This is a genomic window from Kribbella amoyensis (genome assembly GCF_007828865.1).
GTDB lineage: Bacteria > Actinomycetota > Actinomycetes > Propionibacteriales > Kribbellaceae > Kribbella > Kribbella amoyensis.
In genome coordinates, this window is record NZ_VIVK01000001.1 from 22,935 (window position 1) to 47,935 (window position 25,001).

Below are 25,001 nucleotides of genomic sequence, written 5' to 3' on the forward strand. Positions count from 1 at the left end.
AGTTGATCGTAGAGTGGAGTTAGTCGTCGACGCAAGACCCCAACCGACCCGGCGGCCGTGCGACGATCGAGCGGTGCTGACGGCGTTGCTCTGGGGGTTGGCCGGTGGCTCGACGCTGGTCGTCGGGTCGCTCATCGGTTGCTTCGCCCAACTCCCCCGGCGAGTGACCGCCGCGGTGATGGCGATCGGCGCCGGCGTCCTGATCGCGTCGGTCGCGTACGAACTGGTCGGCGAGGCGGCGGACACCGGCAGCCTCGCCGCGGTCAGCCTCGGCCTCGGATTCGGCAGCCTGGCCTTCTTCGTCGGCGACGTGCTGATCAGCCGATCCGGCGGCTCCGACCGCAAACGCTCCAGCCTGCCGACGAGAGCCGGTACCGCCGCCGCCGGTTCAGCCGGGGCCGCGTTGGCGCTCGGCGCTCTGCTCGACGGGATCCCCGAATCCGCCGCGATCGGCATCACCCTGCTCGAAGGCGGCGCGCCCAGTACGGCGTTCATCGTCGCGGTCGCGTTGTCCAACCTGCCCGAGGGACTGTCCTCGTCGGTGGGGATGCGTCAGCGCGGCCACTCGGTCCGGTTCATCCTGCTGATCTGGGTCGGCATCGCCGTCGCGTCGGGGCTGGCGGCCGCCGTCGGGTACGCCGCGATGGGCGACGCCTCGCCCGCGACCACGGCCTTCGTCCTGTCGTTCGCGGCCGGCGCCGTGCTCACCATGCTCGCGTCCACGATGCTCCCCGAAGCGGTCCAGGAAGGCGGCCCGATGGTCGGCCTGCTCACCACCGCCGGCTTCCTCGCCGCCGTCCTCCTCGACCGGCTCTAGGTGTACCCGGTCATGAGGTTGGTTGCAGTCGGGTGATGGGTGGGTGTCCTCCGAGTGCGGTGTGTGGGCGTTGAGTGTTGTAGGACTCGAGCCAGGGTGCAAGTGCGGCGGTGCGTTCGGTGTTGGTGGTGAAGACCTGCCGGTAGGCCCACTCTGTTTGCAGGGTCCGGTTGAGGCGCTCGACCTTCCCGTTCTGCCAGGGGCAGTGGGGTTTGATGAATTTCTGGGTGATGGCGTGGGTGGCGCAGACCTCGCGCAGTGACCAGCGGTAGGACCAGGCGTTGTCGGTCATCAACCGTTCGATCCGGGTGATGCCGTGCGCGGCGAAGAAGGCGATGGCGCGGGTCAGGAAGCCGGCGCAGGTGGGGCCTTTCTCGTCGGGCAGGATCTCTGAGTAGGCCAGCCGGGAGTGGTCGTCGACGAGTGAGTGCACGTAGTCGAACCCGACCCGGGTGCTGCGGTCGCGGCGGGTCGAGGCGCTGGCGCGGCCGTGTGCGCGCCAGCCGCCGCCGTCGGGGATCCGGCCGATCTTCTTCACGTCCATGTGGACCAGTTCGCCTGGCCGGTCCCGCTCGTACCTGATCGCGGTGGTCTTGGAGGCCCGGATCACCTGACCGGTGATCGGGTCACACACGGCCAGATGCGGCACCCGGTGGCGGCGCAGGATCCGCGACACCGTCCGGGCCGGTACCCCGGTCTGGGCCGCGATCGGTTCCGGACCGAGCCGCAACCGCTCCCGCGCGTCCAGGACCCGCTGCTCGACCTCGGCCGGCGTACGCCGCGGACACCGATGCGGCCGCGACGACCGGTCCCGCAGACCCGCCTCGCCTTCAGCCTCGTACCGATCGAGCCAGGTCTTCACACACTTGCGCGACACACGGGACTGCCCCGGGTTCGGTTGACTCCTGATCTGTGAGGACTTGGGTCCTTGCTGGAAGGATGTCTGTCGTGCCGAAAGCGTTTCCGTTGGAGTTCCGTCGTGATGTGGTCGCGGTTGCCCGCAAGGGTGAGGCGCCGATCGCGCAGGTCGCGAAGGACTTCGGGATTTCCGTGTCGTGTCTGCAGCGCTGGCTGAAGCTGGCCGATATCGAGGACGGTCACCAGTCGGGCGCCACTCGGGAGGAGTCGGCTGAGCTGCGCGAGGTGAAGAAGCGCAACCGGCAGTTGGAGCAGGAGAACGAGATCTTGCGGCGCGCCGCGGCCTACTTCGCCCGCGACGTCAACCCAAAATGATGTACCCGCTGGTCCTTGACCTCGCCGCCGACGCGATCCCTGTCGCGGTGACCTGCCGGGTACTCGGCTTCACCACCCAAGCCTTCTACAAGTGGCGCAAGAATCCTGTCACGCAAAGAGATTTCGACGATGCGCACCTGATCAACGTCGCCATCGACATTCACGCCGATGACCCGACGTTCGGGTACCGGTTGATCGCCGACGAGCTCGCCGACGCCGGAGTCGCCGCGGGTGAGAACCGGGTCGCCAGGTTGTGCTCGCAGGAGCGGATCTGGTCGATCCACGCCAAGAAACGCGGCCTGACCCGCAAGGCCGGCCCACCGGTGCACGACGACCTGGTGAAACGCGGGTTCAGCGCGGCCGGACCGAACCTGATCTGGCTGACCGACATCACCGAACACGCCACAGCTGAGGGCAAGCTCTACCTCTGCGCGATCAAGGACGTCTACTCCAACCGGATCGTCGGTTACTCGATCGGGTCACGAATGAAGGCGTCCCTGGCGGTGTCAGCGCTGCGGAACGCGATCGCCTTGCGGGCACCAACTGCCAATCTGATCGTGCACTCGGATCGCGGCAGCCAGTTCCGGTCCACGAAATTCGTCCGGGTCTTGAAGGCCTACCAGCTGCGCGGATCAATGGGCCGCGTCGGAGCTTGCGGCGACAACGCCGCGATGGAGTCATTCTTCGCCCTGCTGCAGAAGAATGTTCTGGACCGACGACGCTGGACCACCAGACACGAACTGCGTCTGGCGATCGTGTCCTGGATCGAGACCACCTACCACCGCCGACGCCGCCAACGCGGCCTCGGCAAACTCACACCCATCGAGTTTGAGACACTTCAACCGGTCGTACTCGCGGCCTGAACCACCACACCCCACGAGTCAACTGAACTCGGGGCAGTCCCCACCCATCGCCTTCGCGATATGCGCCTGCGCCCACCCGGCCCGGTGCCGCTGCACGATCAGCAACCGGCCATGAAACGTCGTACGCGCGTTACGGTGGGACACGAGAACCTCCGGTGAGTGTGAAGCCTTCGACAAGCCACACCCCAACCGGAGGTTCTCCTCACGTCAACCCCACCCCACCTGCCACCAACGTCTCGACCCGGTACATCTAGGGCCCCGCGTCGGAAGTTGTGCAACAGAACTTCCGACGCGGGGCGCCAGGGGGCGCTATCTGGTCGGGCTGGTGCGCGGGACGCCGGGCTCGGTCTTCTCCACCACGTTGCGCAGGTAGAACCGGTAGAAAAGCCGCACCGGGGTGCCCTTGCCCTTGCTCGTTCTCATGCTGGGCTTCATCGCGGTGGAAACTCGGCCGTTCGAGCCGTTGTAGTTGGCCTTCTCGGTGGTTTCGTGGGTGCCGGCGGTCTCGGCCCGCTGCGCGATCCCGGCCCAGCCGGCCACCCGGGCGGCGTCGACGCCGAGCACCTCGGCGTCCGCCACCATCCGGTCGGCAGCGGCCTGCCCGTCGGCTTCGGTCCAGAAGATGTCAACGGTGTCGAGGTACCCGTGCCGGGTGGTCACCGTCATGTCCTCGATCCGCCCGGACCAGGCATCGGTGGGCAGGGTGAAGGTGACGGTGGCGTCGTCCGGCACCTCGAGGATCTCCATCTCGTCGGCCGGAAGCCCCACGACCTTCGCCTCGATCGGCCGGGTCAGGTCCCATCGCACACTGCTCCCCTGCCCGAACACCGGGTCCGGCTCTTCCGGATCGCCGACACGGAAGGTGCACCCGGTGAACACCGTCAGGGCAAGGACCGCCACCGCGGCGAGCAGGACCCGACGTTTTGTTGCCATCGGCCCACTCTGTCATGCCGGGGATACCACCGACGACCTGATCGCGGGACGGCGTCAGAGGGGCGCGACCGGATTTCCGGCTTTCTACTTGCGGAAGTGGAAAGTACTCCATAAGCTTTCCACTATGGAAAACGATGCGCGGGAGCAGTTGAGGATTCTCGAACGGGCCGAGGCGGCGCCGTACATCAGCTACCCGCCGACGCCCCGCTGGTACGCGCCCGCCATCGGTGCGTGGGCCGCGGCGTTCATCGGAGCCTTCACCTGGTGGCGGGAGAACACCCCGTTGTTCGCGGCCTCGCTGGCCGGGCTGATCCTGCTGGAGCTCGTCTTCGTGACCTGGATGCAGCGGCGGCACGGCGCGTTGCCGATGCCCGGGCGCGGTCGTCCACCGGCGGAGATCGGCCGGGTCTGGAGCCGGTACTTCGTGGGCTTGCTGGTGGTCTGTGCCCTGGTCGGCCTGGCCTGGTGGCGGATCGGCGTCGCGGCCGGAGCGGCGACCGCGTTCGTCACGGTGACGGCCGGGCTGGCGTACTACGAGTACTGCTACGCGCAGGCGGCCGCCGAGGTCCGGAAGCGGCTCGGATGATCAACGGACTGGACCCGGTCATCCACACGCCGAAGCGGCTGGCGGCGATGGCCGTCCTGGCGAACTCGACCACCGCGTCGTTCCGGTTCCTCCGCAACTACCTGGACATCAGCGACTCGGATCTGTCCAAGCACATGTCCGCGCTGGAAGCGGCCGGGTACGTGCACTCCGCCAAGGACGGGCGCGGACGCGGCGCGACCACGACGTTCAAGCTGACCAGGGACGGGCAGAAGGCGTACAACGCGCACCGTGACGCGCTCAGGGCGCTGCTCGACGGGCCGTCGCCGGAGGACCTGCCGCAGGACTGAGGGTCAGCCGCGCGCTTCGGCCGAGCGGATGTCGGCGGCCAGGTCGCGAACCGCTTCGCGCAGCGCCTGCTCGGCGTCGACCCCGGCGTCGCGCGCCTCCCGGACGAGCGCCAGCAACCGCCGCCCGTACTGCGCCTCCTTGGTCTCGTCGACCCCGGAGGTCAGATCCGCGTCGATCTCCGACACCTGGGCCGCGGCACCGGTGGAGTCCAGGAGCTTGGCGGAGCGGCCGAGCACCTTGTCGGCGAGGGCGAGGGCCGGCAGCGCCAGCGGGATCCCCTCCAGGACCGAGGTGCGCTGCTTCTCGGCGGCCTTGATGGTCTCCCAGTTCGCCTCGACCGCGGCCGCGTCGGCGGCGTCCACCGAGCCGAACACATGCGGATGCCGGCGGACCAGCTTCTCGACGATGTCACCGGCCACGTCGTCGATCGTCCACGCGTGGTCGGCCGGCTCCTCGGCGATCCGGGAGTGGAACGCCACCTGGAGGAGCAGGTCGCCGAGCTCCTCACGCAGGTGGTCGCGGTCACCGCTGTCGATCGCCTCGAGGGTCTCGTAGGTCTCCTCGAGCAGGTACTTCGCCAGGCTGGCGTGGGTCTGCTCCTGGTCCCACGGGCAGTTCCGCCGGAGCCGGTCCATCACCCGGACCAGGTCGATCAGCCGCGCACCGGGGACGTCGTACGACCCGTGCAGGATCTCCACCTCGTGCTCCGGGCGCGGCTCGGAGTGCAGGTGGTCGGCGATGAGCCGCAGCAACGCGGGCTCGCCGTCCTCGCCGACCAGCCAGGTAACCCGGCGACCCGCCTCGGCGGCCGTGGTCAGCCAGGTCCACTGCGTGTCCGGGCCGCCCTCGACCGACGTCACCACCAGGCCGGACCCGACGATCGCCTGGACCGTCGGGCTCTCCACCCCGGCCGCGGCGCCGATCTCCTCGGCCTGGTCGAACGCCTGCCAGGCCGCGCGGGTCAGCAGCCCCGGGGCGACCCTGGGGCTGGTCAGCACGACCTTGATCAAGACAGCGTCCCGTCAGCCCTGCGGCTGCTGCTGTTGCTGTTGCTGCTGCTCCTGGGCCTCGCGCTTCGCCTTCGCCTGCGCGGACTCCTCGGACAGCGAGCCGGACACCTTGCCGTCGATGGCGCCGTCGCTCCACTGACCGAACCGCGGCGCGATCTTGACGTCGATGCCCTTCGAGGCGTCCCGGACCGTCGCCAGGCCGGCCTGCTGGGCCTGCTGCACGTTCGGGTCGGTGATCCCGGTACCGCCGCCGAGCTTGATGGTGCCGATCGCGGCCTTGGCCACGTCCCGGAGGAACTCGTTCGCGACCGGGTCCTTGGTGAACCGGTCGTACGCGGTCTGGTCGCCGACGACGGCCTTCATCGCCGGGGCGATCTCGGCCTCGTCGACGGTGATCGACTTCTCGGCCGCGACCTTCTGGACCAGCGCGCTGTTGACCAGCTCGCTCAGCGTGAGGTTCGTGCTGAACGGCTGCCCGAGCGCGGTGGTCACCGACCGGGAGGTCTCGTCGACGTCGCCGACGGTGATCTCGGTGTCGCCGACGACGGCCGCGGCCCCCGGGTGGGTCCCCGCGGCGCAACCGCCCAGCAGCAACGCCGAGGCCAGCGCCGCACCGGTCACGTGGGCGAGATTTCTCCTCAACGGACTCTCCTCCAGCTGGTTTCCATCAGGCCGGCGCCCCCACGGGCTCGGCGATCACGTCGTCGATCAGGGTGGTGCACCACTGCAGCAGCTCCTGGTCGCGGAGCGGCTGACCGGCGACCGGCCGGGTGGCAGGTCTCGGCACCAGGATCGTACGCAGTTGCGGTTTGACCAGACTCTTCGGGTACAGCCTGTTCAGCCGCAGCACCTTCGAATCGGGCAGGTCGACCGGGCCGAACCGGATCAGGTTGCCCTGCAGGGTGACGTCGTGCAGACCGGCCCGGCGGGCGTGGTTGCGGAACTTCGCCACCTCGATCAGGTTCAGCACCGGCTGCGGGATGTTGCCGTACCGGTCGTGCAGCTCCTCGACCAGTTCGGCGACGCTGAGCGATGCGTCCCCCGCCCCACCGCCCCGGTCAGCCTCATCCCGGACGGCGGCCAGCCGCTGGTACATCTCCAGCCGCAGCCGCTGCGACGGGATATAGTCGTGCGGCAGGTGCGCGTCGATCGGCAGCTCGATCTTGACCTCGGGCTCCTCGGCCTGGGTGTCGCCGCGGTACTCCGCGACCGCCTCGCCGACCAGCCGGACGTACAGGTCGAACCCGACGTCGGCGATGTGGCCGGACTGCTCGCCGCCGAGCAGGTTGCCGGCGCCGCGGATCTCCAGGTCCTTCATCGCCACCTGCATCCCGGCGCCGAGGTCGGCGTGCTGGGCGATGGTGGCGAGCCGGTCGTGCGCGGTCTCGGTGAGCGGCTTCTCCGGCGGGAAGAAGAAGTACGCGTACGCCCGCTCGCGGCCACGGCCGACCCGGCCGCGGAGCTGGTGCAGCTGGGACAGGCCGAGCAGGTCGGAGCGTTCCACGATCAGCGTGTTCGCGTTCGAGATGTCGATCCCGGACTCGACGATCGTGGTGCAGACGATGACGTCCGAGCGCTTCTCCCAGAAGTCCTGGATCACCTGCTCCAGGGTGTGCTCGTTCATCTGCCCGTGCGCGACGCTGACCCGGGCCTCCGGGACCAGCTGGCGGATCCGGGCGGCCGCCTTCTCGATCGTGTTCACCCGGTTGTGGACCAGGAAGACCTGGCCCTCGCGGAGCAGCTCGCGCCGGATCGCCGCGGTCACCTGGCCCTCGTCGTACGCGCCGACGAAGGTCAGCACCGGATGCCGTTCCTCCGGCGGGGTGGCGATCGTGGACATCTCCCGGATGCCGGTGATCGACATCTCCAGGGTGCGCGGGATCGGCGTCGCGGACATGGTCAGTACGTCGACCGCGGTCCGCAGCCGCTTCAGCTGCTCCTTGTGCTCGACGCCGAACCGCTGCTCCTCGTCGACGATAACCAGGCCGAGGTCCTTGAACTGGACCTCCCCGGACAACAGCCGGTGCGTGCCGATCACCACGTCGACCGACCCGTCGGCCAGGCCGTCCATGGCGGCCTTGGCCTCCTTGTCGGTCTGGAACCGCGACAACGGCGCGACGTTCACCGGGAAGGCGGCGTACCGCTCGGCGAAGGTGGCGTAGTGCTGCTGGACGAGCAGCGTGGTCGGGACCAGGACCGCGACCTGCTTGCCGTCCTGGACCGCCTTGAACGCCGCCCGGACCGCGATCTCGGTCTTGCCGTAACCGACGTCGCCACAGACGATCCGGTCCATCGGCGTGACCCGCTCCATGTCGCGCTTCACGTCGTCGATGGTGGCCAGCTGGTCCGGCGTCTCGACGAACGGGAACGCGTCCTCCAGCTCGCCCTGCCACGGGGTGTCCTTGGCGAACGCGTGCCCCTTGGTCGCCTGCCGGGCGGCGTACAGCTTGATCAGCTCGCCCGCGATCTGCCGGACCGCCTTGCGGGCACGGCCCTTGCGCTTGGCCCAGTCGCCGCCGCCCATCTTGTCCAGCGTGGGCTGCTCACCACCGACGTACCGGGTGACCTGATCGAGCTGGTCGGTCGGCACGTACAACCGGTCGCCGGGCTGGCCGCGCTTGCTCGGCGCGAACTCGATCACGACGTACTCGCGGGTCGCCTTCTGCGAACCGGACCCGACGGTGCGCTGCATCATCTCGACGTACCGGCCGACGCCGTGCTGCTCGTGCACCACGTGGTCGCCGGGCTGCAGCTCGAGCGGGTCGATCGTCTTCTTCCGCCGGCTCGGCATCCGTTGCTGGGAACGCCGTTCGGCCACCGAGCGCTGACCGGCCAGGTCGTTCTCGGTCAGCACCGCGAACTTGATGCCGTCGGCAATGAACCCGTGGTCCAGGCCGCCCTGCGAGATCTGCACGACGCCCGGATCGGGGACGGCTTCGATCGACTCGACGGTCCGGGCCGGCAGCTCCGCCTCGGCGAACACCTCGGCCAGCCGCTGGGCCGGACCGTGGCCCTCGGTCACACAGACGACCCGCCAGCCGTCCCGCAACCAGCCGCGGACGTCCTCGACGGCGGCGGCGGTCTCACCGCGGTACGGATCCACCTCGTGCGCGGCGATCTGCTTGCTGCGGACCGCTCCGGCGTCGGGGTCGATGTCGAACGCGACCCGCTCCCCCATCGAGTCCCGCAGGACGGGCACGTCCGCGTCGGCCGGAGCCGCCGCGAACGGCGACAGGCTCCACCAGGCGAGACCGCGGTCCAGCGCGTGCGTCCGGACGTCGGCCAGCGCCATGTACGCGGCGGCGCCCAGGTCGATCGGCGCCTCACCGCCACCGGCGGCGGCCGCCCAGGAGGCCTCGAGGAACTCCTGGCTGGTCGCGACCAGGTCGTGCGCCCGGGCCCGGACCCGCTCGGGGTCGCTGACCACGACGTGCGTCCCGGCCGGCATCAGGTCGACGAGCAGCTCCATCCGATCGACCAGGACGGGCGCGAGCGACTCCATCCCCTCGACCGCGTGACCCTCGGCGAGCTTCTCGAACAGCTCGGCCAGTTCCGGGTGTTCCTTGGCCAGGACGCCGGCCCGCGAGCGCACCTCGTCGGTCAGCAGCAGCTCGCGGCACGGCGGTGCCCACAGGCCGTGCTCGGCGATCTCCAGCGAGCGCTGATCGGCCACCGCGAAGTACCGGACCTCCTCCACGTCGTCGCCGAAGAAGTCGACCCGCAACGGGTGCTCCTCGGTCGGCGGGAAGACGTCGATGATGCCGCCGCGAACCGCGAACTCGCCGCGCCGCTCGACCAGGTCGACCCGGTGGTACGCCGCGGCCGACAACCGCTCGACCACGTCGTCCAGCTCGACCGAGTCGCCGACGTGCAGCTGCACCGGCTTGAGATCGGCCAGCCCGGCCACCTGGGGCTGCAGCACGGACCGCACCGGCGCGACCAGGATCTTGATCGGCCCGGTGGTCTCGTCCGACGGATCCGGGTGCACCAGGCGACGCAGTACGGCCAAGCGGCGGCCGACCGTGTCGGACCGGGGCGACAGGCGCTCGTGCGGCAGCGTCTCCCAGGCCGGGTAGTACGCGACGGTGCTCGGCTCGAGCAGGCACTGCAGCGCCTCGGTGAGCTCCTCCGCCTCGCGGAAGGTCGCGGTGACCGCCAGAACCGGGCGGTCGGCGCCGTTGCGCGCGGAGGCGAGAGCGGCGAGCAGCAACGGGCGTACCGGCCCGGGAGCGCTCAGGTCGAGTGCCGTGACACCGTCCGGCTGGGTGGAACTCCGGGCGTCACGAACGGCCTCGGCCACCACCGGATCGGTGATCAGGGTGTCGACCAGACCGGCCAGCTTCACGAATTGAACCGTCCTTGGGTTACGTCGAGTCCGTCCGTCAGGAGCGACTCGACGGCGTCGGCGGTCCGGTCGACCGCGAACGGCAGGTCCTTGCGCTCGGTGGAGGAGAACTCGTTCAGCACGAAATCTGCGGGGTTCTGCCGACCGGGCGGGCGGCCGACACCGAACCGGACTCGATAGTAGTCGCCGGTGCCAACCGACTTCCGGATCGAGCGCAGCCCGTTGTGACCGTTGTCGCCGCCGCCGAACTTGGCCCGCAGGGTGCCGAAGTCGAGGTCGAGCTCGTCGTGCACGACGACCAGCGCGGCCGGGGTGACCTTGAAGAACCGGAGCAGCCCGGAGACCGGGCCGCCCGACTCGTTCATGTACGACCGGGGCTTGGCCAGGACGGTCCGCAGACCGCTGATCCTGGTCTCGACCACCTCGGCCTTGACCTGCTTGTGCTGCTTCCACCGGTCCCCGGTCCGCGCCGCCAACTCGTCGGCGACCAGGTGACCGATGTTGTGCCGGGTCCGGGCGTACGAAGGGCCGGGATTCCCCAGCCCGACGACCAACCACACGTCGTCCGCCACGGGATCCCGGCCCCTTCTCGTCTCGGGCCGGTCACCCGCGCACGCGCTGGGTGACCGGCTCTGTTCGCTGCGAGACAGCGCGTCGGGCGCTGTCGGTGCGAGGTACTTACTCCGCCGCGGCGGCGACCGGCTCCTCGGCCTCGGCGGCCTCCGGCTCGTCCTTCTCGATGCCCGCCTCGGCCTCGGCGTCGGCCAGCTCGGCGTCGACCTGCTCGGCGGTCGGGGCCGCGGTGACGTTCACGATCAGCGTGTCCGGCTCGATCGCCAGCGTGGTGCCGCTCGGCAGGACCAGGTCGGAGGCGTGGATCTGGGCGCCGACGTCGAGACCCTCGATGGAGACGGTGACACCCTCGGGGATGTGGGTGGCCTCGGCCTCGACCAGCACGGTCGGGTGCTCGGTGACGACCAGGGTGTCGCTGACCGCTTCGCCCTCGAGGTGCACCTGGATCTCGACCTGGACCTTCTCACCGCGCTTCACGATGACCAGGTCGACGTGCTCGATGAAGCCCTTGATCGGGTCGCGCTGGACCTGCTTCGGCAGCGCCAGGTGGCTCTCGCCACCGGCCACCTCGATCAGCAGCAGGGCGTTCGCGGTCTTCAGGGCCAGCATGGTGTCGTGACCGGGCAGCGTGATGTGCACCGGGTCACTGCCGTGGCCGTAGAGGACGGCGGGAACCTTGTTGTCCCGGCGGATTCGGCGGGCAGCACCCTTGCCGAATTCCGTGCGCGACTCGGCTTGGATCTTGACCTCGGCCACGAGCTGAACTCCCTCAAAAACGTTGCGGTGATCTGGTCGACTGTGGTGGTACCGGCTGCGGCCTCAGCTGGGCACGTCCAGAGCCCGAAGGCGTCAGGCAACGAACCACCGCGTCGATCACGGAGCCGCGCCCGTCAGGTGTTTCACTAGGACACGATTCGGGGGGCGTCCCTCGCCGAGGCAACCAAAACAGTCTACCCACGAGCCCGCGCGAACGGGAAATCCGTCCTTCGCGGTGACTTTCTGCCGTCCCTCGTCGCCCGCGCCGACGGGCCCGGTCACCCGCTGAGAAGGACACCTCGGTGGCCCGCCGGATCCGCTAGGTTGCCGACTGTGTTCGCCCCCGCCCTGCTCCTCGGCCTCGTCCCGTTCGCCCTGTTCGTCGCCGGGTTGATCGCGCTGGTCGTGGTCCAGTTCCGGCGGCGCGAGCAGTTCATGCAGCAGCGGGCCCGGGAAGCGGCCCGGTGCGGCTGGTACCCGGCCGCGCCGAACCCGTGGCTGATCCAGGCAGCCATCGACCTGTGGCGCAACGGCAAGCCGGGCCAGATGCTGGCCGGCGACTTCCACGGCCGCGGGATGTGCGTGCTGGACTACTCGTACACGACCACCTCGTCCGGGGCGAACGGCCAGGTGACCACCACGACGCACCACGTGCACCTGGTCGCGCTGAACCTGCCGGTCGCGCTGCCGCCGATGACGGTGACGGCGGACTCGAAGGTCAAGCGGTTCTTCGGCGGCCGCGACCTGGAGCTGGAGAGCAAGGCGTTCAACGACGCGTTCCGGATCACCTGCCTCGACGACCGGTTCGCCTCGGCCGTGCTGCACCCGCGGATGATGGAGTGGTTGCTCTACAACCCCGGCCTGGAGTGGCAGTTCGCGGGGAACGCGTTGATCTCCTGGGGCAGCGGCCTCTTCGTGATCCAGGACGTCTACGCTCGGCTCGAGGCGATGAGCGGGCTGGCCGACCGGATCCCGCCGTTCGTACTGCGCGACTACGGCCGGCCGGTGTTCTGATGCTGCCGACAGTCATCGCCATCCTGGTCGGCGCCGCGCTGCTCGCCCTGTCCGTGTACGCCGGTGCGCGCCGTCGCCGCCGGTTCGACGCGCGGGCCGCGGTGGCGCTGCGCGCGGGCTGGCGGACGATGCCGGTCGACCCCGCACTGGCCGAGGCGGGGAACCGGATCTTCGCGCCCGGCGCGGCCGAGCACCAGGTCGGCGCGGACGGGTTCCAGGCGGTCGACTTCACCTACTCGGCGTCCCGGACGAGCACCGCGGCGAAGTGTCACCTGGTCTCGATCCGGCTCCCGGCTCCGTTGCCGCCGCTCGCCGTCGTCGCCGACAACCCGATCGCCCGCGGCCTCGGCGTACCGGACCTGGAACTGGAGAGCGCGGAGTTCAACGAGGCGTTCTGGGTGAACTGCGAGGACGCCCGGTACGCCTCGGCGGTGCTGCAGCCGCGGTTGATGGAGTGGATGCTCGCCCACCGGTCCCTGCAGTGGCGGATCGAGGGCAGCCTGCTGGTCACCTGGGGGCCCGGGCACTGGACCGTCGGCGGCGTCACCTCGGCAGTCGTCGGCCTGAACGGTGTGCGGGACCGGATCCCGGCGTTCGTGCTCGCCGACTACCGGGTCAACGGCTGAGCTTCGTCCACACCTCGCGGAGCGCGCGGGCCGCCTCGCCGTCGAGCCCGGCCGCGTCGAGCGTCTCGCCGATCTCGTCGAACTCCGGACCCCACCGCCAGGCGACCCGGGTCAGCTGCTCCGGCAACGCGGGATCACCGAGGATCTCGGCGTCCGTCCGGACCCGTTGTGCGGTGAGCGCCTCGGTGACACCGTGCTTTTCGGCCAGCTGGAACGCGAGGACCGCCAACGCGTTCCGGCCCTTGTTGTACAACGCGTACGCCGACTTGGCCGCGCTCGCCGCCCCGGGCTCCTCCCCCACGACCAACGGCGTGACGGCCGTCCCGGCGTACAGGTCGGCCACCTGCTGCGCGGCCGACCCGGCGAGGACGAGGTGGGTCGGGGAACTCCCGCCCGTCGGTGGCGGGCCGATCACGCCCGCGTCGACGAAGGTGGCCTCAGGCAACGCGTCCTGGGCCAGGGTGAGCGAGGCAGGTGACAACGGGTTCGCCTCGACGTACACGCCGGCGAACCCGGCCCGCCCGACCTGCTCGGCGATCCCGACCGCGCCCTGCGGAGCACACGAACACAGCACCACCTCGGCCACTCCGACGGCGTCCTCGAACGTGCTGCCGACCAGCCCGGCCGACTCGGCCCGCTCGACGGACGCCGTACTGCGGCCCGCCGGTACCCAGTGCACCTCGTGGCCGGCGGCCACCAACCCGGCCGCCAGCCGGGACCCCATCGCGCCGGGGTGGAAGACCGCGATCCGCATCCGCGCTCGGCCCGCCGCGGCGATCAGGCGCGGCCGTCGAACAGGCTGGTGACCGACCCGTCCTCGAAGACCTCGCGGATCGCCCGGCTGATCAACGGCGCGATCGACAGCTCGGTCAGCTTGTCGAACTGCCGCTCGGCCGGGATCGGCAGCGTGTTCGTGACGATCACCTCGCTGGCCTGGCAGTTCTTCAGCCGGTCCACCGCCGGGCCGGACAGGATCGCGTGCGTCGCCGCGATCACCACGCCCGCGGCGCCGTCGGCGTACAGCGCGTCGGCCGCCTTGGTGATCGTGCCGGCCGTGTCGATCATGTCGTCGACCAGGATGCAGACCCGGTCCTTGACCTCACCGACGACCCGGTTCGCGACCGTCTCGTTCGGCTGGTCGATGTCCCGGGTCTTGTGGATGAAGGCCAGCGGGGCGCCGTTCAGCCGGGCCGACCACTGCTCGGCCACCTTGATCCGGCCGGCGTCCGGCGAGACCACGGCCAGCTGCTGGTCGCCGTACTTGTTCGCCACGTACTGGCTCAGGATCGGCAGCGCCATCAGGTGGTCCACCGGGCCGTCGAAGAAGCCCTGGATCTGCGAGGTGTGCAGGTCCACGCAGATCAGCCGGTTCGCGCCCGCGGTCTTGAACAGGTCCGCCATCAGCCGGGCCGAGATCGGCTCCCGGCCGCGGTGCTTCTTGTCCTGCCGGGCGTACCCGTAGAACGGCAGCACCACGGTGATCCGCTTGGCCGACGCCCGCTTCAGCGCGTCGACCATGATCAGCTGCTCCATGATCCACTCGTTGATCGGCGAGGTGTGGCTCTGGATCACGAACGCGTCGCTGCCCCGGACCGACTCCTCGAACCGGACGTAGATCTCACCGTTGGCGAAGTCGTACGCCGAGGTCGGCACCAGGCCCGACCCGAGTTGCTCGGCGACCTCTTCGGCCAGCTCCGGGTGAGCCCGGCCGGAGAACACCATCAGGTTCTTCTCGGTGGTCCGCTTCATCCCGCTCATGGCCACGCCTCCCGTTACGCCTTCTCGCCAGTGTCGCTCAGCGGAGCCGGGTCCGCCTGCTCCGGAGTGCCCTCGACCGCCGCCGTGCCGCCCTCGGCCTGCGCCGCCAGCGCCGCCTCGGCCGCCTTCGCGGTCTTGGTGCCGGCCCGCTTGCGAGCCACCCAGCCCTTGATGTTGCGCTGCCGGCCGCGGGCCACCGCGATCTCACCCGGTCCGACCGGCTGGTCCACCGCGGACCCGGCCGCGATGTACGCCCCGTCGGCGATGTCCGCGGGGGCCACCAGCACCGAGTTGCTGCCGACGAACGCGTACCGCCCGACGGTGCTGTGGAACTTGTTGACGCCGTCGTAGTTGGCGAAGATCGTGCCGGCGCCGATGTTCGCGCCCGCCCCGATCGTCGCGTCCCCGGCGTAGGTGAGGTGCGGGACCTTGGCGCCGTCGGCGATCGCGGCGTTCTTGGTCTCGACGAACGTGCCGATCTTGCCCTTCGCACCGAGCGTGGTCCCCGGCCGCAGGTACGCGAACGGTCCGACCGACGCGCCCGCGCCGACGACCGCGCCCTGCCCGTGGCAGCGGATGATGGTGGCGCCCTCGCCGACCTCGAGATCGGTCAGCGTGGTGTCCGGGCCGATGGTGGCGCCGGTGGCGACCTTGGTGGCGCCGTGCAGCTGCGTGTTCGGCAGCAAGGTGACGTCCGGGGCGAGCTCGACGGTCTGGTCGACCCAGGTGGTGTTCGGGTCGACCACGGTGACCCCGGACCGCATCAGCGCGGCGAGGGTGCGCCGGTTGAGCTCGGCCCGCAACGTGGCCAGCTGGACCCGGTCGTTGACGCCCTCGGTCTGCATGGCGTCCTCGGTGACGAACGCGCCGACCCGCTTGCCGTCGCCCTTGGCGATCGCGAGCACGTCGGTCAGGTACAGCTCGCCCTGCGCGTTGTCGGTGGTGATCCGGGCCAGCCCGGCCCGCAGGGTGGCCGCGTCGAAGACGTAGATGCCGGCGTTGATCTCGTCGATCTGGCGCTGCTCGGCGGTGGCGTCCTTGTGCTCGACGATCCCGGCCACGGTGCCGTCCGGACCGGGCAGGATCCGGCCGTACCCGGTCGGGTCGGGGACCCGGGCGGTCAGGACGGTGATCGCGTTGCCGTGTTTGTCGTGCTCGGCAACCAACTCGGCCAGCGTCTCGGACTGCAGCAGCGGGACGTCGCCGGACGTCACGATCACCGAGCCGTCGAAGTCGTCCGGGACGGCGGTCAGGCCGGCGCGGACCGCGTCGCCGGTCCCGAGCTGCTGCTCCTGGACGGCGGTGCGGACGTCCGGGTCCAGCTCGGCCAGGTGCTGCTCGACCAGTTCACGGCCGGTGCCGACGACGACCACCAGATGGGCCGGCGAGAGCGCACGGGCGGTGACCACCGCGTGCCCGACGAGACTGCGCCCGCCGATCTCGTGCAGCACCTTCGGGGTCGCGGATTTCATCCGGGTTCCCTGACCGGCGGCCATGACGATGACCGCCGCAGGACGGTGGGAAGTCACGCGGTCCTCTCCTCGAGTTTCCTCCGAGTTCGGATCCCGCCGACGCCGGCCGGGACCCGTCGGCACGCGGTAGGTGCCCGAGCAAGCCTACTTGCTCACTCGGCCTGGCTCCGCAGGGACTCCACCAGGGCCGGTTCGGTCAGACCGGTGTACTCCTTGAGCAAACGCTCTCTCGCGAAGTCGTTGTACCCGCGCCGGGCCACCTGCAGGTAGAAGTCGGTGACCGAGCCGAGCCCGGCCTTGCCGATCAGGTTCTCCACCGCGAGCCAGCTGATCTCGCCGCTGGCGGGCGAGGCGAACTCGTCGTCCGCGGGCAACCGGATCAGCTCGCCGAGCGACTCCTGCCGGGCCAGCTCGCGACGCGCGGCGACCTCGGCGCCCCGACCGGCCGCGACCAGCTGCTTGTTCTCGGCGTACCGGGCCAGGCCCTCGGCGAGCCAGCGCGGCGCCTCCTCACCGAGCCGGACCGGCAGCAGGTGGACCAGCGCGTGCGTCGTCTGGGCCGCGTCGAACCCGCGTTGCCGGGTCGGCGGCACCACGATCCACCCGCCGACGGGGCGCCCGGTCTCCGCCGGACTCGGCAGCGCCTGGATCCGGGCCGGCTCGTCCCCGGGCAACGTCGGCGGCAGGTTCGTCAGTACGCCGGGCTCCCGCAGCGCCACCACCATCGGTACGAGCTGCAGCGGTCCCCGCCAGAGCTGGCGGACCTGCCGCGCCATCGCGACGGTCTGGTCCGCCAGTCGCCCGGCGAGCGGCAGCTGGCCCTGATCCACGACCACGAGCACGTTCGACCGCCGGACCACGTCGATCGGCCCGTAGTCCCACGGCTGCCGCCCGGCCCCGATCGCCAGGTCGAGATCGTCGTCGTCGACCAGGAAGAGCCGCCCGTCCCGCACGGTGTACGTGTACCCGACGTCGGTCGCGGCCGGGGCGAGTCTGGTCCCGAGGAGCTGGTACCGCATGCTCACCCGGAACGTGCCGGTGGCGAGCCCGTACTTGCGCATCGCCTCGTAGTTGGTCCACACCTCGGCCCGCCGGTACGTGGCGCTCATCCCGAGCTTGCGCATGTTCTGGAACAACAGCCGCTGGTCGACCCGCAACTCCGGCGCCACGTCCCGCAGGAACAGGCCGAGGTCGTTCGTCTTCACGGCCTGCCCGCGCCGCGCCAGGATCGCGTCCACCGCGGATCCGAGCCGGGGATCCACGTCCCCACTCACACTCGGCCGCACCTGCTGCAGCGTCGACCCGTACAGCGCCTCGGCCGGCACCGCCACCCCACGCCCACCAGAGGGCACGGCGACCCACAAGCACCCCGCGACGACGGCGGCAGCGGTCCCCGAAGGCCAGGCGGCAGCCCACAGCGCGCGCCAGTCCACGAGCCGCAAGCCCGCGATCCAGCGCCGCACAGACGCCCCAAACCCCGGCATCGACCGCCCTCTCTCACCCCACGCCCCAGCCCGCCCATCGTCGCCCACCCCACCACCACCAGACAAACCCGTCACCGAGTGTGCTGAAGCGTCAACGACCGCCTGTCAGCGCGGAACTTCGGAGTGTGACGGGACCTGGTTGCCGTCGATCGACGCCCGCTCGTCCGCGCTCAGTCCGGCCGCGCTCAGGATGCGCTGGATCACCGCGTTCTTCCCCTGGCCGTACTCGTCGATGTCCGCCGCGCTCGCGCCGACCTGCCGCTTGACGGCCGCGTACTCGTCGCGGAGTACCGGATCCGAGCGCAGCACGTCCCGGACGGCGAGGTGGTTCCGCAACGACAGGCAGCCGTCGACGACCACGTAGGTGTTGGTACCAGCCAACCGCTCGGGGGCCTTGAACGCCCACCGCTGAGGGATACCCAGCTCGCCGAGCGGCCTGAAACCGAGCCCGGCCAACACCGCGGCAGCCGCCGGCACGTCCGCCGCGGCAACGACGATGTCGCAGTCGATCACCGGCTTCGCGGCCAGCCCAGGTACCGACGTACTCCCGACATGCTCGATTCCCAGCACTGGCACGCCCGCACCGGACAGCGCCTCCGCGTACTCCCGTCGCAGCGCCTCGAACCGCAACGGCCAACCCGAGTCGTACTCGACCACCTCAATCACCGCGGCATTCTACGAACGGCGACGACCCGGGAGAAGCCGAGCGTCCGGCCACCGTCGGCGTGGAGCATCTGGGCTTCTTCCCGACCGGGCGTACCGCTGTCGAGGTCACACGCCTCGTTCCACTGCAACCAGTCCCGCCACCCGTCGGGCAGCCGATCCGCCACCTCGACGGTGACCAGCCCGGTCTTCTCCCAATGCCGCCACCAGCCCGGGCTGTGCCAGGCGCAGGCGTCCCAGGCCCAGTACGGTTCGAGCTGCGGCGGCGGAAGCGTCTCGTACTCCTCGGCGAGACCAGGCGATGCCGATCCGCCCACCGGGCTTCACGAAGCGCGAGCAGTACCCGAGACAGAGGTCGTCGGTGCCGAAGTAGTGGTACGCACCTCAGAAGCAGATCGAGCTCAGCATCATCCACGAACCCGAACCCTCCAACAGCCCGACGCCCGGACAACCGGTTATCCACCCACACCCGGGTCGCGCACAGGTCAGCCGCTTCTACTCCTTTGCACTTTCCAGGGCCTGGCGTGCGCTCTGGTCTTCTCTGCGGACCATCCGTACGCCCCAGACGGCAACCACCGGGACGAGTGCTATCGAGACCGCCGCAAGGAGGCGCGTCGGCCAGTCGGGAACGACGACCAGCACCCAGACGAACGTTGCCATCACCGCGAGGCCCAAGACCGCGACAAAAGCCACGTAGGCGATGAACTTCTGCTTGCTCCAGATCCTCGGCGACATCGGGTGCTTCACGAGCCTGAACAGGAGGACACCGACGACGACAACACCCAGCGCGGGTGCAAGCGCTCCCGTCACACCATCGGTGACGTACAAGCCCACCGTGCACACTGCGAGCAGTGCCAGCACAACCCCAAGGCCCACCCGTTGGTTCATCACGGACGAATGCTAGAGCGAGCGGGCGATGGTGGAGAATTTCGCCTCTCCGGGGACTGTAAAAAGTTCGGTGTAACTCCCAATCGTGGGAGTAGATCTGATGACCGAGATGATGGCTGACGTGGAGCATGCTGAGGAGCCGGGGCCTGGGTCGGGGCTGGATGGTCTGGATGAGCAACTGGTCGAGCAGTTGGTGGGACAGGCCCGGGCCGGCGGGCTGCAGTTGACCGGTGAGGGCGGGCTGTTGCAGCAGCTGACCAAGCGGGTGCTGGAATCCGCGCTCGAGGGCGAGATCACCGATCACCTGGGCTATGACAAGCACGATCCGGCCGGCCGCGGGACGGGCAATTCGCGCAATGGTGTGCGTTCGAAGACGGTGCTGACCGATGTTGGCGAGGTCGAGATCGATGTGCCGCGTGATCGTGAGGCGTCGTTCGAGCCGAGGATCGTGGCGAAGCGGCAGAAGCGGTTGTCGGGGGTGGACGAGATGGTGATCTCGTTGTCGGCCAAAGGTCTGACTACCGGTGAGATCTCGGCGCATCTGGGCGAGGTGTATGGGGCGCGGGTGTCGCGGCAGACGATCTCCACGATCACCGACAAGGTGGTCGAGGGCATGGTCGAGTGGCAGAACCGGCCCCTGGACCCGGTGTATCCGGTGGTGTTCATCGACGCGATCCACGTCAAGGTCCGCGATGGGCAGGTGTCGAACCGGCCGATCTATGTGGCGTTGGCGGTGACTTGTGAGGGTCACCGCGACATTCTCGGGTTGTGGGCAGGTGACGGCGGCGAGGGCGCGAAGTACTGGCTGCATGTGCTGACCGAGCTCAAGAACCGCGGCGTCGCGGATGTTTTGATGGTGGTGTGTGACGGGCTGGCCGGGTTGCCGGACGCGATCGGCACCGTGTGGCCGCGGGCGATCACCCAGACCTGCATCGTGCACCTGCTCCGCAACAGTTTCCGCTACGCCGGCCGGCAGCACTGGGCCGCGATCGCAAAGGCGCTCAAGCCGGTCTACACAGCACCGACCGAGGCCGGCGCCAAGGAACGGTTCGCCGAGTTCACCGAGGCCTGGGGCGGGCGCTACCCGGCGATCGTCAGGTTGTGGGACAACGCCTGGGCCGAGTTCGTTCCATTCCTGGCCTTCGATCCCGAGATCCGCCGGGTGATCTGCTCGACCAACGCGATCGAGTCCGTGAACGCCCGGATCCGACGCGCGGTCAAGGCCCGCGGCCACTTCCCCAACGAGCAAGCCGCACTCAAGTGCGTCTACCTCGCGATCATGAGCCTGGACCCGACCGGCAACGGCCGCAAACGCTGGACCATGCGCTGGAAACCCGCACTCAACGCCTTCGATATCGCCTTCGAGGGCCGGCTCACCACTGGCCGTAACTAACCTTCTTCAACCCGAGTTACACCGTTCTTTTGACAGACCCCCTCTCCGACCCGGACGGACAAGTACTCCGGGTGTTCTCAAGCTTTCCAGAGGACCAGCGGCGGCGTGTTGGCTGATCCGGTCGGGTTGCTCGAAGACGTGAAAGATTTCGTCGGTGGGATGTCGGATCCGGAGTGTGGCGTTCGTAGAGCTGGTGAGAGTGGCTGCCGGAGGTGGCCGCCGGGACAAGGAGGAAGCATGGCCGAGTACCTCATCTACTTCAATCAGCAGTGGGTGGGTGACCACAGCGAGGAGTGGTTCGCCGGGCGTGGGCCACTCGCGATGGCAGCTGTGAACGAGATGAAGGCTGCTGGGGTCTACGTGTTCGCCGGTGGGCTGGAGGAAGAGGACGGCCCGGTCTACGGCGCCGACCCCACCAGTGGAGACGTACTGATCACCGACGGGCCCTACGTCGAGAGCAAGGAGTTCCTGGGCGGGTTCGCCGTGGTGGACGTACCCGACGACGAGGCCGCCAAGTTCTGGGCCGCCAAGATCGCCGAAGCCTGCGGCTGGCCCCACGAGATCCGCCGCTTCAAACCCCAACCCAAGATCGAGTAAGGCAGTAGGCAACGCGGCCGGCTGGGAATGGCAGGAGACGCGCTGATCGCGTGATAGGTAGGTCAGCATGGCTGGGGCTTCCTGGATGCTGGTCGGCCTGCAAGCCCTGTGGCTGGTGGCGCTTGTTGCCGTCGGTCTGCTGCGCGTAGTACGGCGTCGCGCGCTGGTGACGTCCGGGCTCGGCCTGCTGATCTCCTTCGTCGTCTCGACCACCGCCACCCCCCGACGGAGCGCGCTTTGCCTTTTGGCGTAACGCTGGGGACCGGGGTGGCGGTCGGACTGTCGCTCGCCACCCGTCGTGGGGTGACCTTCACCTGGATGCCCGACAAGGTGTACTGGCTTGATGAGAAGCGGCCACCGGTGACCGAGAATCTGTTCTTGCTGTTGACTACGCTCTGCTGCTGTGTCGCGGCGGCCGTACTCGCGACCAGGTAGCCCGGTTGGGAAGCATGACCCGACGCCCGCTCGGTGGTTCGCCACGAGTAGCGGGGTGGTGGCAAATCCGTGAACAAAACCCCGGCTCGGAGGTGTCCGAGCCGGGGTTTCGTGCTGCTCCCCCGCCTGGTTTCGATCCAGGTCTTCGAGATTCAAAGTTGCCGCAGTCCCGTCCGCACCGGTCCACACGAGGCATTCGCCCGCCCTGCCCACGGCGTGCGCCCGGCCAAGCTCGGCCTGGTCGTCCACACCGATCCAGACCGTTTGTTAGCAAATCCGTTAGCAAATCGCCCTACGGCTCAGTCAGTGTGAAGCTTCCGCCAGGGGTCAGAGCAGTCACCAGGACGACCACCGTGCTGTCGTCTGGAAGGCGGAGATTAAAGGCTTTGTCCAGCTCGCAGAAGGCTGCGAGATCGGGACCTTCCTCAGTCCGCGTGAGCTGTCCTGCTGCCTGCCATCCCTGCTCGCCTACCGCGATCGTCACCGAGACCGGGAATGCGGCCAAACAGGTCAGGCTGTTCGCCCACCACTCAAGCCGCGCGGCGGTCGCCACTGAATCCATATGGCGATCCTGGCATGACAGACCGACCTGCTGCCATGACGCATGGCTAGCTCACAGACCATGTTCTTGCGTCTTCCCGTCTGCCGTTCAGCCCACGCGTAGCGCGATCAGGAGGCGCCAGAGGGGCCAAGATGGAGCGCCCCGCTGGACGAACGATCTTGGCCCCTCTGGTGGCTCCTGATAGGTCCTGACTGGGCTGAGCGGCAGGCGGGAAGACGCACCCCGACCCCCGACCAATAGGCCGGCCGATTCGGACCCGTCATCCCGGAGTCGTGAGGCCCCCGCCGGAGGCGATGCCTTGGGCTCTCCAGAAAGACACCGAGAGCGGGCGCGGCGGTGAACGGCCGGAGGCCGCATGCGCACGCCGCGCCGCGCGCCGAAGGCGCGCCTTGATGCGCCTCCAGGCCGTCCGTTCGGCAACTCTGACCTCGATGTACAAGGACCTGGCGACGTCCGGCGGGCAGGGTGGCAAGGGGTTGTCGAGCCGGAGTGTGGAGTACATCAACGCGATCTTGCGGAAGGCTCTGAACGACGCTGTCAACGCCGATCAGCTGATCCCCTCCAACCCGTGTAAGACGGCCAAGCGACCCCGCCGTGAGGTCAAGACGGTCGGCACCATCTGGTCGGCTCCCGAGCTGCGCACGTTCCTCAGGCTGGCTGAGTCTCACCGGCTCTTCGCGTTTTACCGACTGTCGGCCTACTCGGGTGCTCGTCGCGGCGAGCTGCTGTTCCTGCGTTGGTCGGATGTGGACTGGAAGACTCCCGCCATCCGCATCCGGGGGACGGCTGGGATGGTCGGCGGTCAGCGGACCGAGGGAACCCCGAAGAGTGGTCGTGAGCGCACGGTCTCTCTCGATCCCGACACCATGGCCATCCTGCGTGAACACCGAGGCCGTCAGAAAGCTGAACGGGAGATCGCAGGAGGTGCGTGGGTTGACGGCGACTACGTGTTCACCACCGGACTCGGCAAGCCGGTCCCGCCGGACACAGTCACAAACCTGATCGCCGTACTCATTCGGCAATTCAACGAACCCGCGATCCCTGGCACGCGGAGGACTCCGCGACAAGAGTTGCCCCGGCCGACGAAGCCGCTTCCTCCGGCTCGTCTGCATGACCTTCGTCACGTTCACGCCACCATGCTCCTGACGGCTGGCGTACCGGTGCACGTCGTCGCCGAACGGCTTGGCCACGCAGACCCAGCCATCACTCTCCGGGTCTACGCACACGTGATCCGGAAGCACGCAGACGGCGTCGCGGCCACCTTCGCCGCTGCGGTTGACGGCACCGCTCCGCCGGTCACCGCCGCCCCTGAGGAGGACGACGACGAGGGATCGGCCTTAGTCGCGTGTTAGCAAATCCGTTAGCAAAGCGGTCCATGCATGACAGAACCCCCAGGTCAGATGCGCTCTGACCTGGGGGTTCTTGGTGCTCCCCCGCCTGGTTTCGATCCAGGTCTTCGAGATTCAAAGTCTCGCGGGCTGCCGAGTACCCCACGGGGGATCGCGGGACTGCGGGAGAAAGTCTGCCATGCGTGAGGGGTACGACACGCGTAGGGGTTCTCTACCTACGGGTCCGTAGGTTACGGTGGCGTAGGTAATGACCCGGTAAGCCATCCTCCAGCCGAGGGAATACGACATGACTCCACCCGCCGTAGCCACGCCGGAGGCGCCCGACCGCGCCCAGCAGGCCGACGAGCTCGACGTCGACACCGGAACGCTCGGGGGTGAGCAGAAGCAGGCCTGGGAACAGGTCGCGCTCGCGCTGTTCGTCGGGATCCCGTTCCTGGCGCTGGTGGCCGCCGTCCCGATCGCGTGGGGTGGCTGGCTCGGCTGGCGGGACATCGTGATCGCGGTCGTCTTCTACACGATCGCCGGGCACGGTATCTCGATCGGCTTCCACCGGCTGTTCACGCACAAGTCCTTCAAGCCGAACCGGGCGCTGAAGATCGCGCTGGCGGTGGCCGGCTCGCTGGCGATCGAGGGGCCGGTGATCCGCTGGGTCGCCGACCACCGCAAGCACCACAAGTTCTCCGACCGTGACGGCGACCCGCACAGCCCGTGGAAGTACGGCAACACCGTCGGCGCGCTGACCAAGGGCTTCGTTCACGCGCACGTCGGCTGGCTGTTCGACTCCGAGCAGACCCCGCAGCGGCAGTACGCGCCGGACCTGCTCCGGGACAAGGACATCGTCAAGGTGTCCCGGATGTTCCCGCTGCTGGTGACGATCTCCGTCCTGCTGCCGGCCGTCATCGGCGGCCTCTGGTCCTGGTCGATCGAGGGCGCGCTGACCGCGTTCTTCTGGGCCTCGCTGGTCCGGATCGCGCTGCTGCACCACGTCACCTGGTCGATCAACTCGATCTGCCACACGATCGGCGCCCGCCCGTTCAAGAGCCGGGACAAGTCCGGCAACGTCTGGTGGCTGGCGATCCTCAGCCAGGGCGAGTCCTGGCACAACCTGCACCACTCCGACCCGACCTGCGCGCGGCACGGCGTCCTGCGCGGCCAGCTGGACACGTCGGCGCGGTGCATCTGGTTCTTCGAGAAGATGGGCTGGGTGAGCGACGTCCGCTGGCCCGTCCAGGAACGGCTCGAGGCCCGGCGGGTGACCGCGGCCGACCGCGCCGCCGAGAAGGCCGCGGCCTGAGTCCGAACGACCGAGCCGGGCTAATTGTCAGCCCGGCAACA

The 25,001-nt window shown here is 69.1% G+C and carries 25 protein-coding genes and 2 pseudogenes; 11 read left to right on the plus strand and 16 right to left on the minus strand.

Annotation, left to right across the window (positions count from 1 at the left end; genetic code table 11):
* Positions 1-73: 73 nt before the first annotated feature.
* The gene (locus FB561_RS00135; protein ID WP_145801219.1) at positions 74-817 is read left to right on the plus strand and encodes a ZIP family metal transporter; all 744 of its coding nucleotides are present in this window, start codon (positions 74-76) and stop codon (positions 815-817) included.
* Between the two features lie 10 nt (positions 818-827).
* Here the strand turns inward: FB561_RS00135 and FB561_RS00140 are convergent.
* Positions 828-1,694 (minus strand): annotated as a pseudogene (locus FB561_RS00140) (IS481 family transposase); the annotation flags it as partial.
* A gap of 71 nt (positions 1,695-1,765) precedes the next feature.
* Here FB561_RS00140 and FB561_RS00145 point away from each other — a divergent pair.
* Positions 1,766-2,913 (plus strand): IS3 family transposase gene (locus tag FB561_RS00145; protein WP_145801226.1). Its coding sequence is split into 2 segments (ribosomal slippage): positions 1,766-2,045 and positions 2,045-2,913, totalling 1,149 coding nucleotides; the frame shifts between segments, so codons are not numbered across the junction.
* A gap of 42 nt (positions 2,914-2,955) precedes the next feature.
* Here FB561_RS00145 and FB561_RS00150 read toward each other — a convergent pair.
* Positions 2,956-3,057, minus strand: a pseudogene (locus FB561_RS00150) (IS481 family transposase); the annotation flags it as partial.
* A gap of 165 nt (positions 3,058-3,222) precedes the next feature.
* Positions 3,223-3,846 (minus strand): hypothetical protein, encoded by a 624-nt coding sequence (locus FB561_RS00155; RefSeq protein WP_145801233.1) that lies wholly within the window; start codon positions 3,844-3,846, stop codon positions 3,223-3,225.
* Positions 3,847-3,970: 124 nt separating this feature from the next.
* On the opposite strand from FB561_RS00155, the gene FB561_RS00160 reads away from it, so the two are divergent.
* A complete protein-coding gene (locus tag FB561_RS00160) occupies positions 3,971-4,432 on the plus strand; it encodes a hypothetical protein (protein ID WP_145801240.1) in 462 nt (153 codons plus the stop codon).
* Positions 4,429-4,740: a transcriptional regulator gene (locus FB561_RS00165; RefSeq protein ID WP_145801248.1), complete on the plus strand. Its 312-nt coding sequence runs from the start codon at positions 4,429-4,431 to the stop codon at positions 4,738-4,740. The genes FB561_RS00160 and FB561_RS00165 overlap by 4 nt, the downstream gene beginning before the upstream one ends.
* A gap of 3 nt (positions 4,741-4,743) precedes the next feature.
* Here the strand turns inward: FB561_RS00165 and FB561_RS00170 are convergent, their stop codons facing one another.
* From FB561_RS00170 to FB561_RS00190, 5 genes are all read right to left on the minus strand, one after another.
* Positions 4,744-5,751 (minus strand): nucleoside triphosphate pyrophosphohydrolase, encoded by a 1,008-nt coding sequence (locus FB561_RS00170; RefSeq protein WP_145801256.1) that lies wholly within the window; start codon positions 5,749-5,751, stop codon positions 4,744-4,746.
* A 12-nt stretch (positions 5,752-5,763) separates the two neighbouring features.
* Positions 5,764-6,393: a SurA N-terminal domain-containing protein gene (locus FB561_RS00175; RefSeq protein WP_145801263.1), complete on the minus strand. Its 630-nt coding sequence runs from the start codon at positions 6,391-6,393 to the stop codon at positions 5,764-5,766.
* Positions 6,394-6,418: 25 nt separating this feature from the next.
* Positions 6,419-10,096, minus strand: coding sequence for a transcription-repair coupling factor (gene mfd / locus FB561_RS00180; protein ID WP_145801271.1), 3,678 nt, complete (start codon positions 10,094-10,096; stop codon positions 6,419-6,421).
* Positions 10,093-10,668 (minus strand): aminoacyl-tRNA hydrolase, encoded by a 576-nt coding sequence (gene pth, locus FB561_RS00185; RefSeq protein ID WP_145801280.1) that lies wholly within the window; start codon positions 10,666-10,668, stop codon positions 10,093-10,095. Before pth ends, mfd begins: the two co-directional genes overlap by 4 nt.
* Before the next feature lie 106 nt (positions 10,669-10,774).
* Positions 10,775-11,425 (minus strand): 50S ribosomal protein L25/general stress protein Ctc, encoded by a 651-nt coding sequence (locus FB561_RS00190; protein WP_145801288.1) that lies wholly within the window; start codon positions 11,423-11,425, stop codon positions 10,775-10,777.
* A 333-nt stretch (positions 11,426-11,758) separates the two neighbouring features.
* On the opposite strand from FB561_RS00190, the gene FB561_RS00195 reads away from it, so the two are divergent.
* The gene (locus FB561_RS00195) at positions 11,759-12,439 is read left to right on the plus strand and encodes a hypothetical protein (protein WP_145801296.1); all 681 of its coding nucleotides are present in this window, start codon (positions 11,759-11,761) and stop codon (positions 12,437-12,439) included.
* Positions 12,439-13,065, plus strand: a complete 627-nt coding sequence (locus tag FB561_RS00200; RefSeq protein ID WP_145801304.1) for a hypothetical protein — start codon at positions 12,439-12,441, stop codon at positions 13,063-13,065. Before FB561_RS00195 ends, FB561_RS00200 begins: the two co-directional genes overlap by 1 nt.
* On the opposite strand, the gene FB561_RS00205 is transcribed toward FB561_RS00200, so the two are convergent.
* From FB561_RS00205 to FB561_RS00235, 7 genes are all read right to left on the minus strand, one after another.
* Positions 13,055-13,819, minus strand: a complete 765-nt coding sequence (locus FB561_RS00205) for a DUF1932 domain-containing protein (RefSeq protein WP_145801312.1) — start codon at positions 13,817-13,819, stop codon at positions 13,055-13,057. The two genes, FB561_RS00200 and FB561_RS00205, sit on opposite strands and share 11 nt — an antisense overlap.
* 23 nt (positions 13,820-13,842) lie before the next feature.
* Positions 13,843-14,823, minus strand: coding sequence for a ribose-phosphate diphosphokinase (locus FB561_RS00210; RefSeq protein ID WP_145801321.1), 981 nt, complete (start codon positions 14,821-14,823; stop codon positions 13,843-13,845).
* 14 nt (positions 14,824-14,837) lie between these two features.
* Positions 14,838-16,352, minus strand: a complete 1,515-nt coding sequence (glmU, locus tag FB561_RS00215) for a bifunctional UDP-N-acetylglucosamine diphosphorylase/glucosamine-1-phosphate N-acetyltransferase GlmU (RefSeq protein WP_145801329.1) — start codon at positions 16,350-16,352, stop codon at positions 14,838-14,840.
* Between the two features lie 95 nt (positions 16,353-16,447).
* Positions 16,448-17,779 carry a hypothetical protein gene (locus tag FB561_RS00220; RefSeq protein ID WP_145801338.1) on the minus strand — a complete coding sequence of 444 codons (1,332 nt, stop codon included), beginning with the start codon at positions 17,777-17,779 and terminating at the stop codon, positions 16,448-16,450.
* A 105-nt stretch (positions 17,780-17,884) separates the two neighbouring features.
* Positions 17,885-18,445, minus strand: a complete 561-nt coding sequence (locus tag FB561_RS00225) for a GrpB family protein (protein ID WP_145801347.1) — start codon at positions 18,443-18,445, stop codon at positions 17,885-17,887.
* Positions 18,442-18,759, minus strand: a complete 318-nt coding sequence (locus tag FB561_RS00230) for a hypothetical protein (protein ID WP_145801356.1) — start codon at positions 18,757-18,759, stop codon at positions 18,442-18,444. Before FB561_RS00230 ends, FB561_RS00225 begins: the two co-directional genes overlap by 4 nt.
* 178 nt (positions 18,760-18,937) lie before the next feature.
* Complete coding sequence (locus FB561_RS00235) at positions 18,938-19,333, minus strand: hypothetical protein (protein WP_145801363.1); 396 nt, start codon at positions 19,331-19,333, stop codon at positions 18,938-18,940.
* Between the two features lie 106 nt (positions 19,334-19,439).
* Between FB561_RS00235 and FB561_RS00240 the strand changes: the two genes are divergently transcribed.
* From FB561_RS00240 to FB561_RS00250, 3 genes are all read left to right on the plus strand, one after another.
* Positions 19,440-20,723 carry an IS256 family transposase gene (locus FB561_RS00240; protein ID WP_238335133.1) on the plus strand — a complete coding sequence of 428 codons (1,284 nt, stop codon included), beginning with the start codon at positions 19,440-19,442 and terminating at the stop codon, positions 20,721-20,723.
* Between the two features lie 237 nt (positions 20,724-20,960).
* Complete coding sequence (locus tag FB561_RS00245) at positions 20,961-21,320, plus strand: YciI family protein (protein WP_145801379.1); 360 nt, start codon at positions 20,961-20,963, stop codon at positions 21,318-21,320.
* A 67-nt stretch (positions 21,321-21,387) separates the two neighbouring features.
* Entirely contained in the window at positions 21,388-21,573 is a 186-nt protein-coding gene (locus FB561_RS00250; RefSeq protein WP_145801387.1) for a hypothetical protein, read from the plus strand.
* Positions 21,574-22,047: 474 nt separating this feature from the next.
* Here the strand turns inward: FB561_RS00250 and FB561_RS00255 are convergent, their stop codons facing one another.
* The gene (locus FB561_RS00255) at positions 22,048-22,317 is read right to left on the minus strand and encodes a hypothetical protein (RefSeq protein ID WP_145801394.1); all 270 of its coding nucleotides are present in this window, start codon (positions 22,315-22,317) and stop codon (positions 22,048-22,050) included.
* 431 nt (positions 22,318-22,748) lie between these two features.
* On the opposite strand from FB561_RS00255, the gene FB561_RS00260 reads away from it, so the two are divergent.
* Together FB561_RS00260 and FB561_RS00265 are read left to right on the plus strand one after the other, a co-directional pair.
* Positions 22,749-23,669: a tyrosine-type recombinase/integrase gene (locus FB561_RS00260; RefSeq protein ID WP_170284540.1), complete on the plus strand. Its 921-nt coding sequence runs from the start codon at positions 22,749-22,751 to the stop codon at positions 23,667-23,669.
* A gap of 283 nt (positions 23,670-23,952) precedes the next feature.
* Positions 23,953-24,960: an acyl-CoA desaturase gene (locus tag FB561_RS00265; protein ID WP_145801409.1), complete on the plus strand. Its 1,008-nt coding sequence runs from the start codon at positions 23,953-23,955 to the stop codon at positions 24,958-24,960.
* Positions 24,961-25,001: the final 41 nt, after the last annotated feature.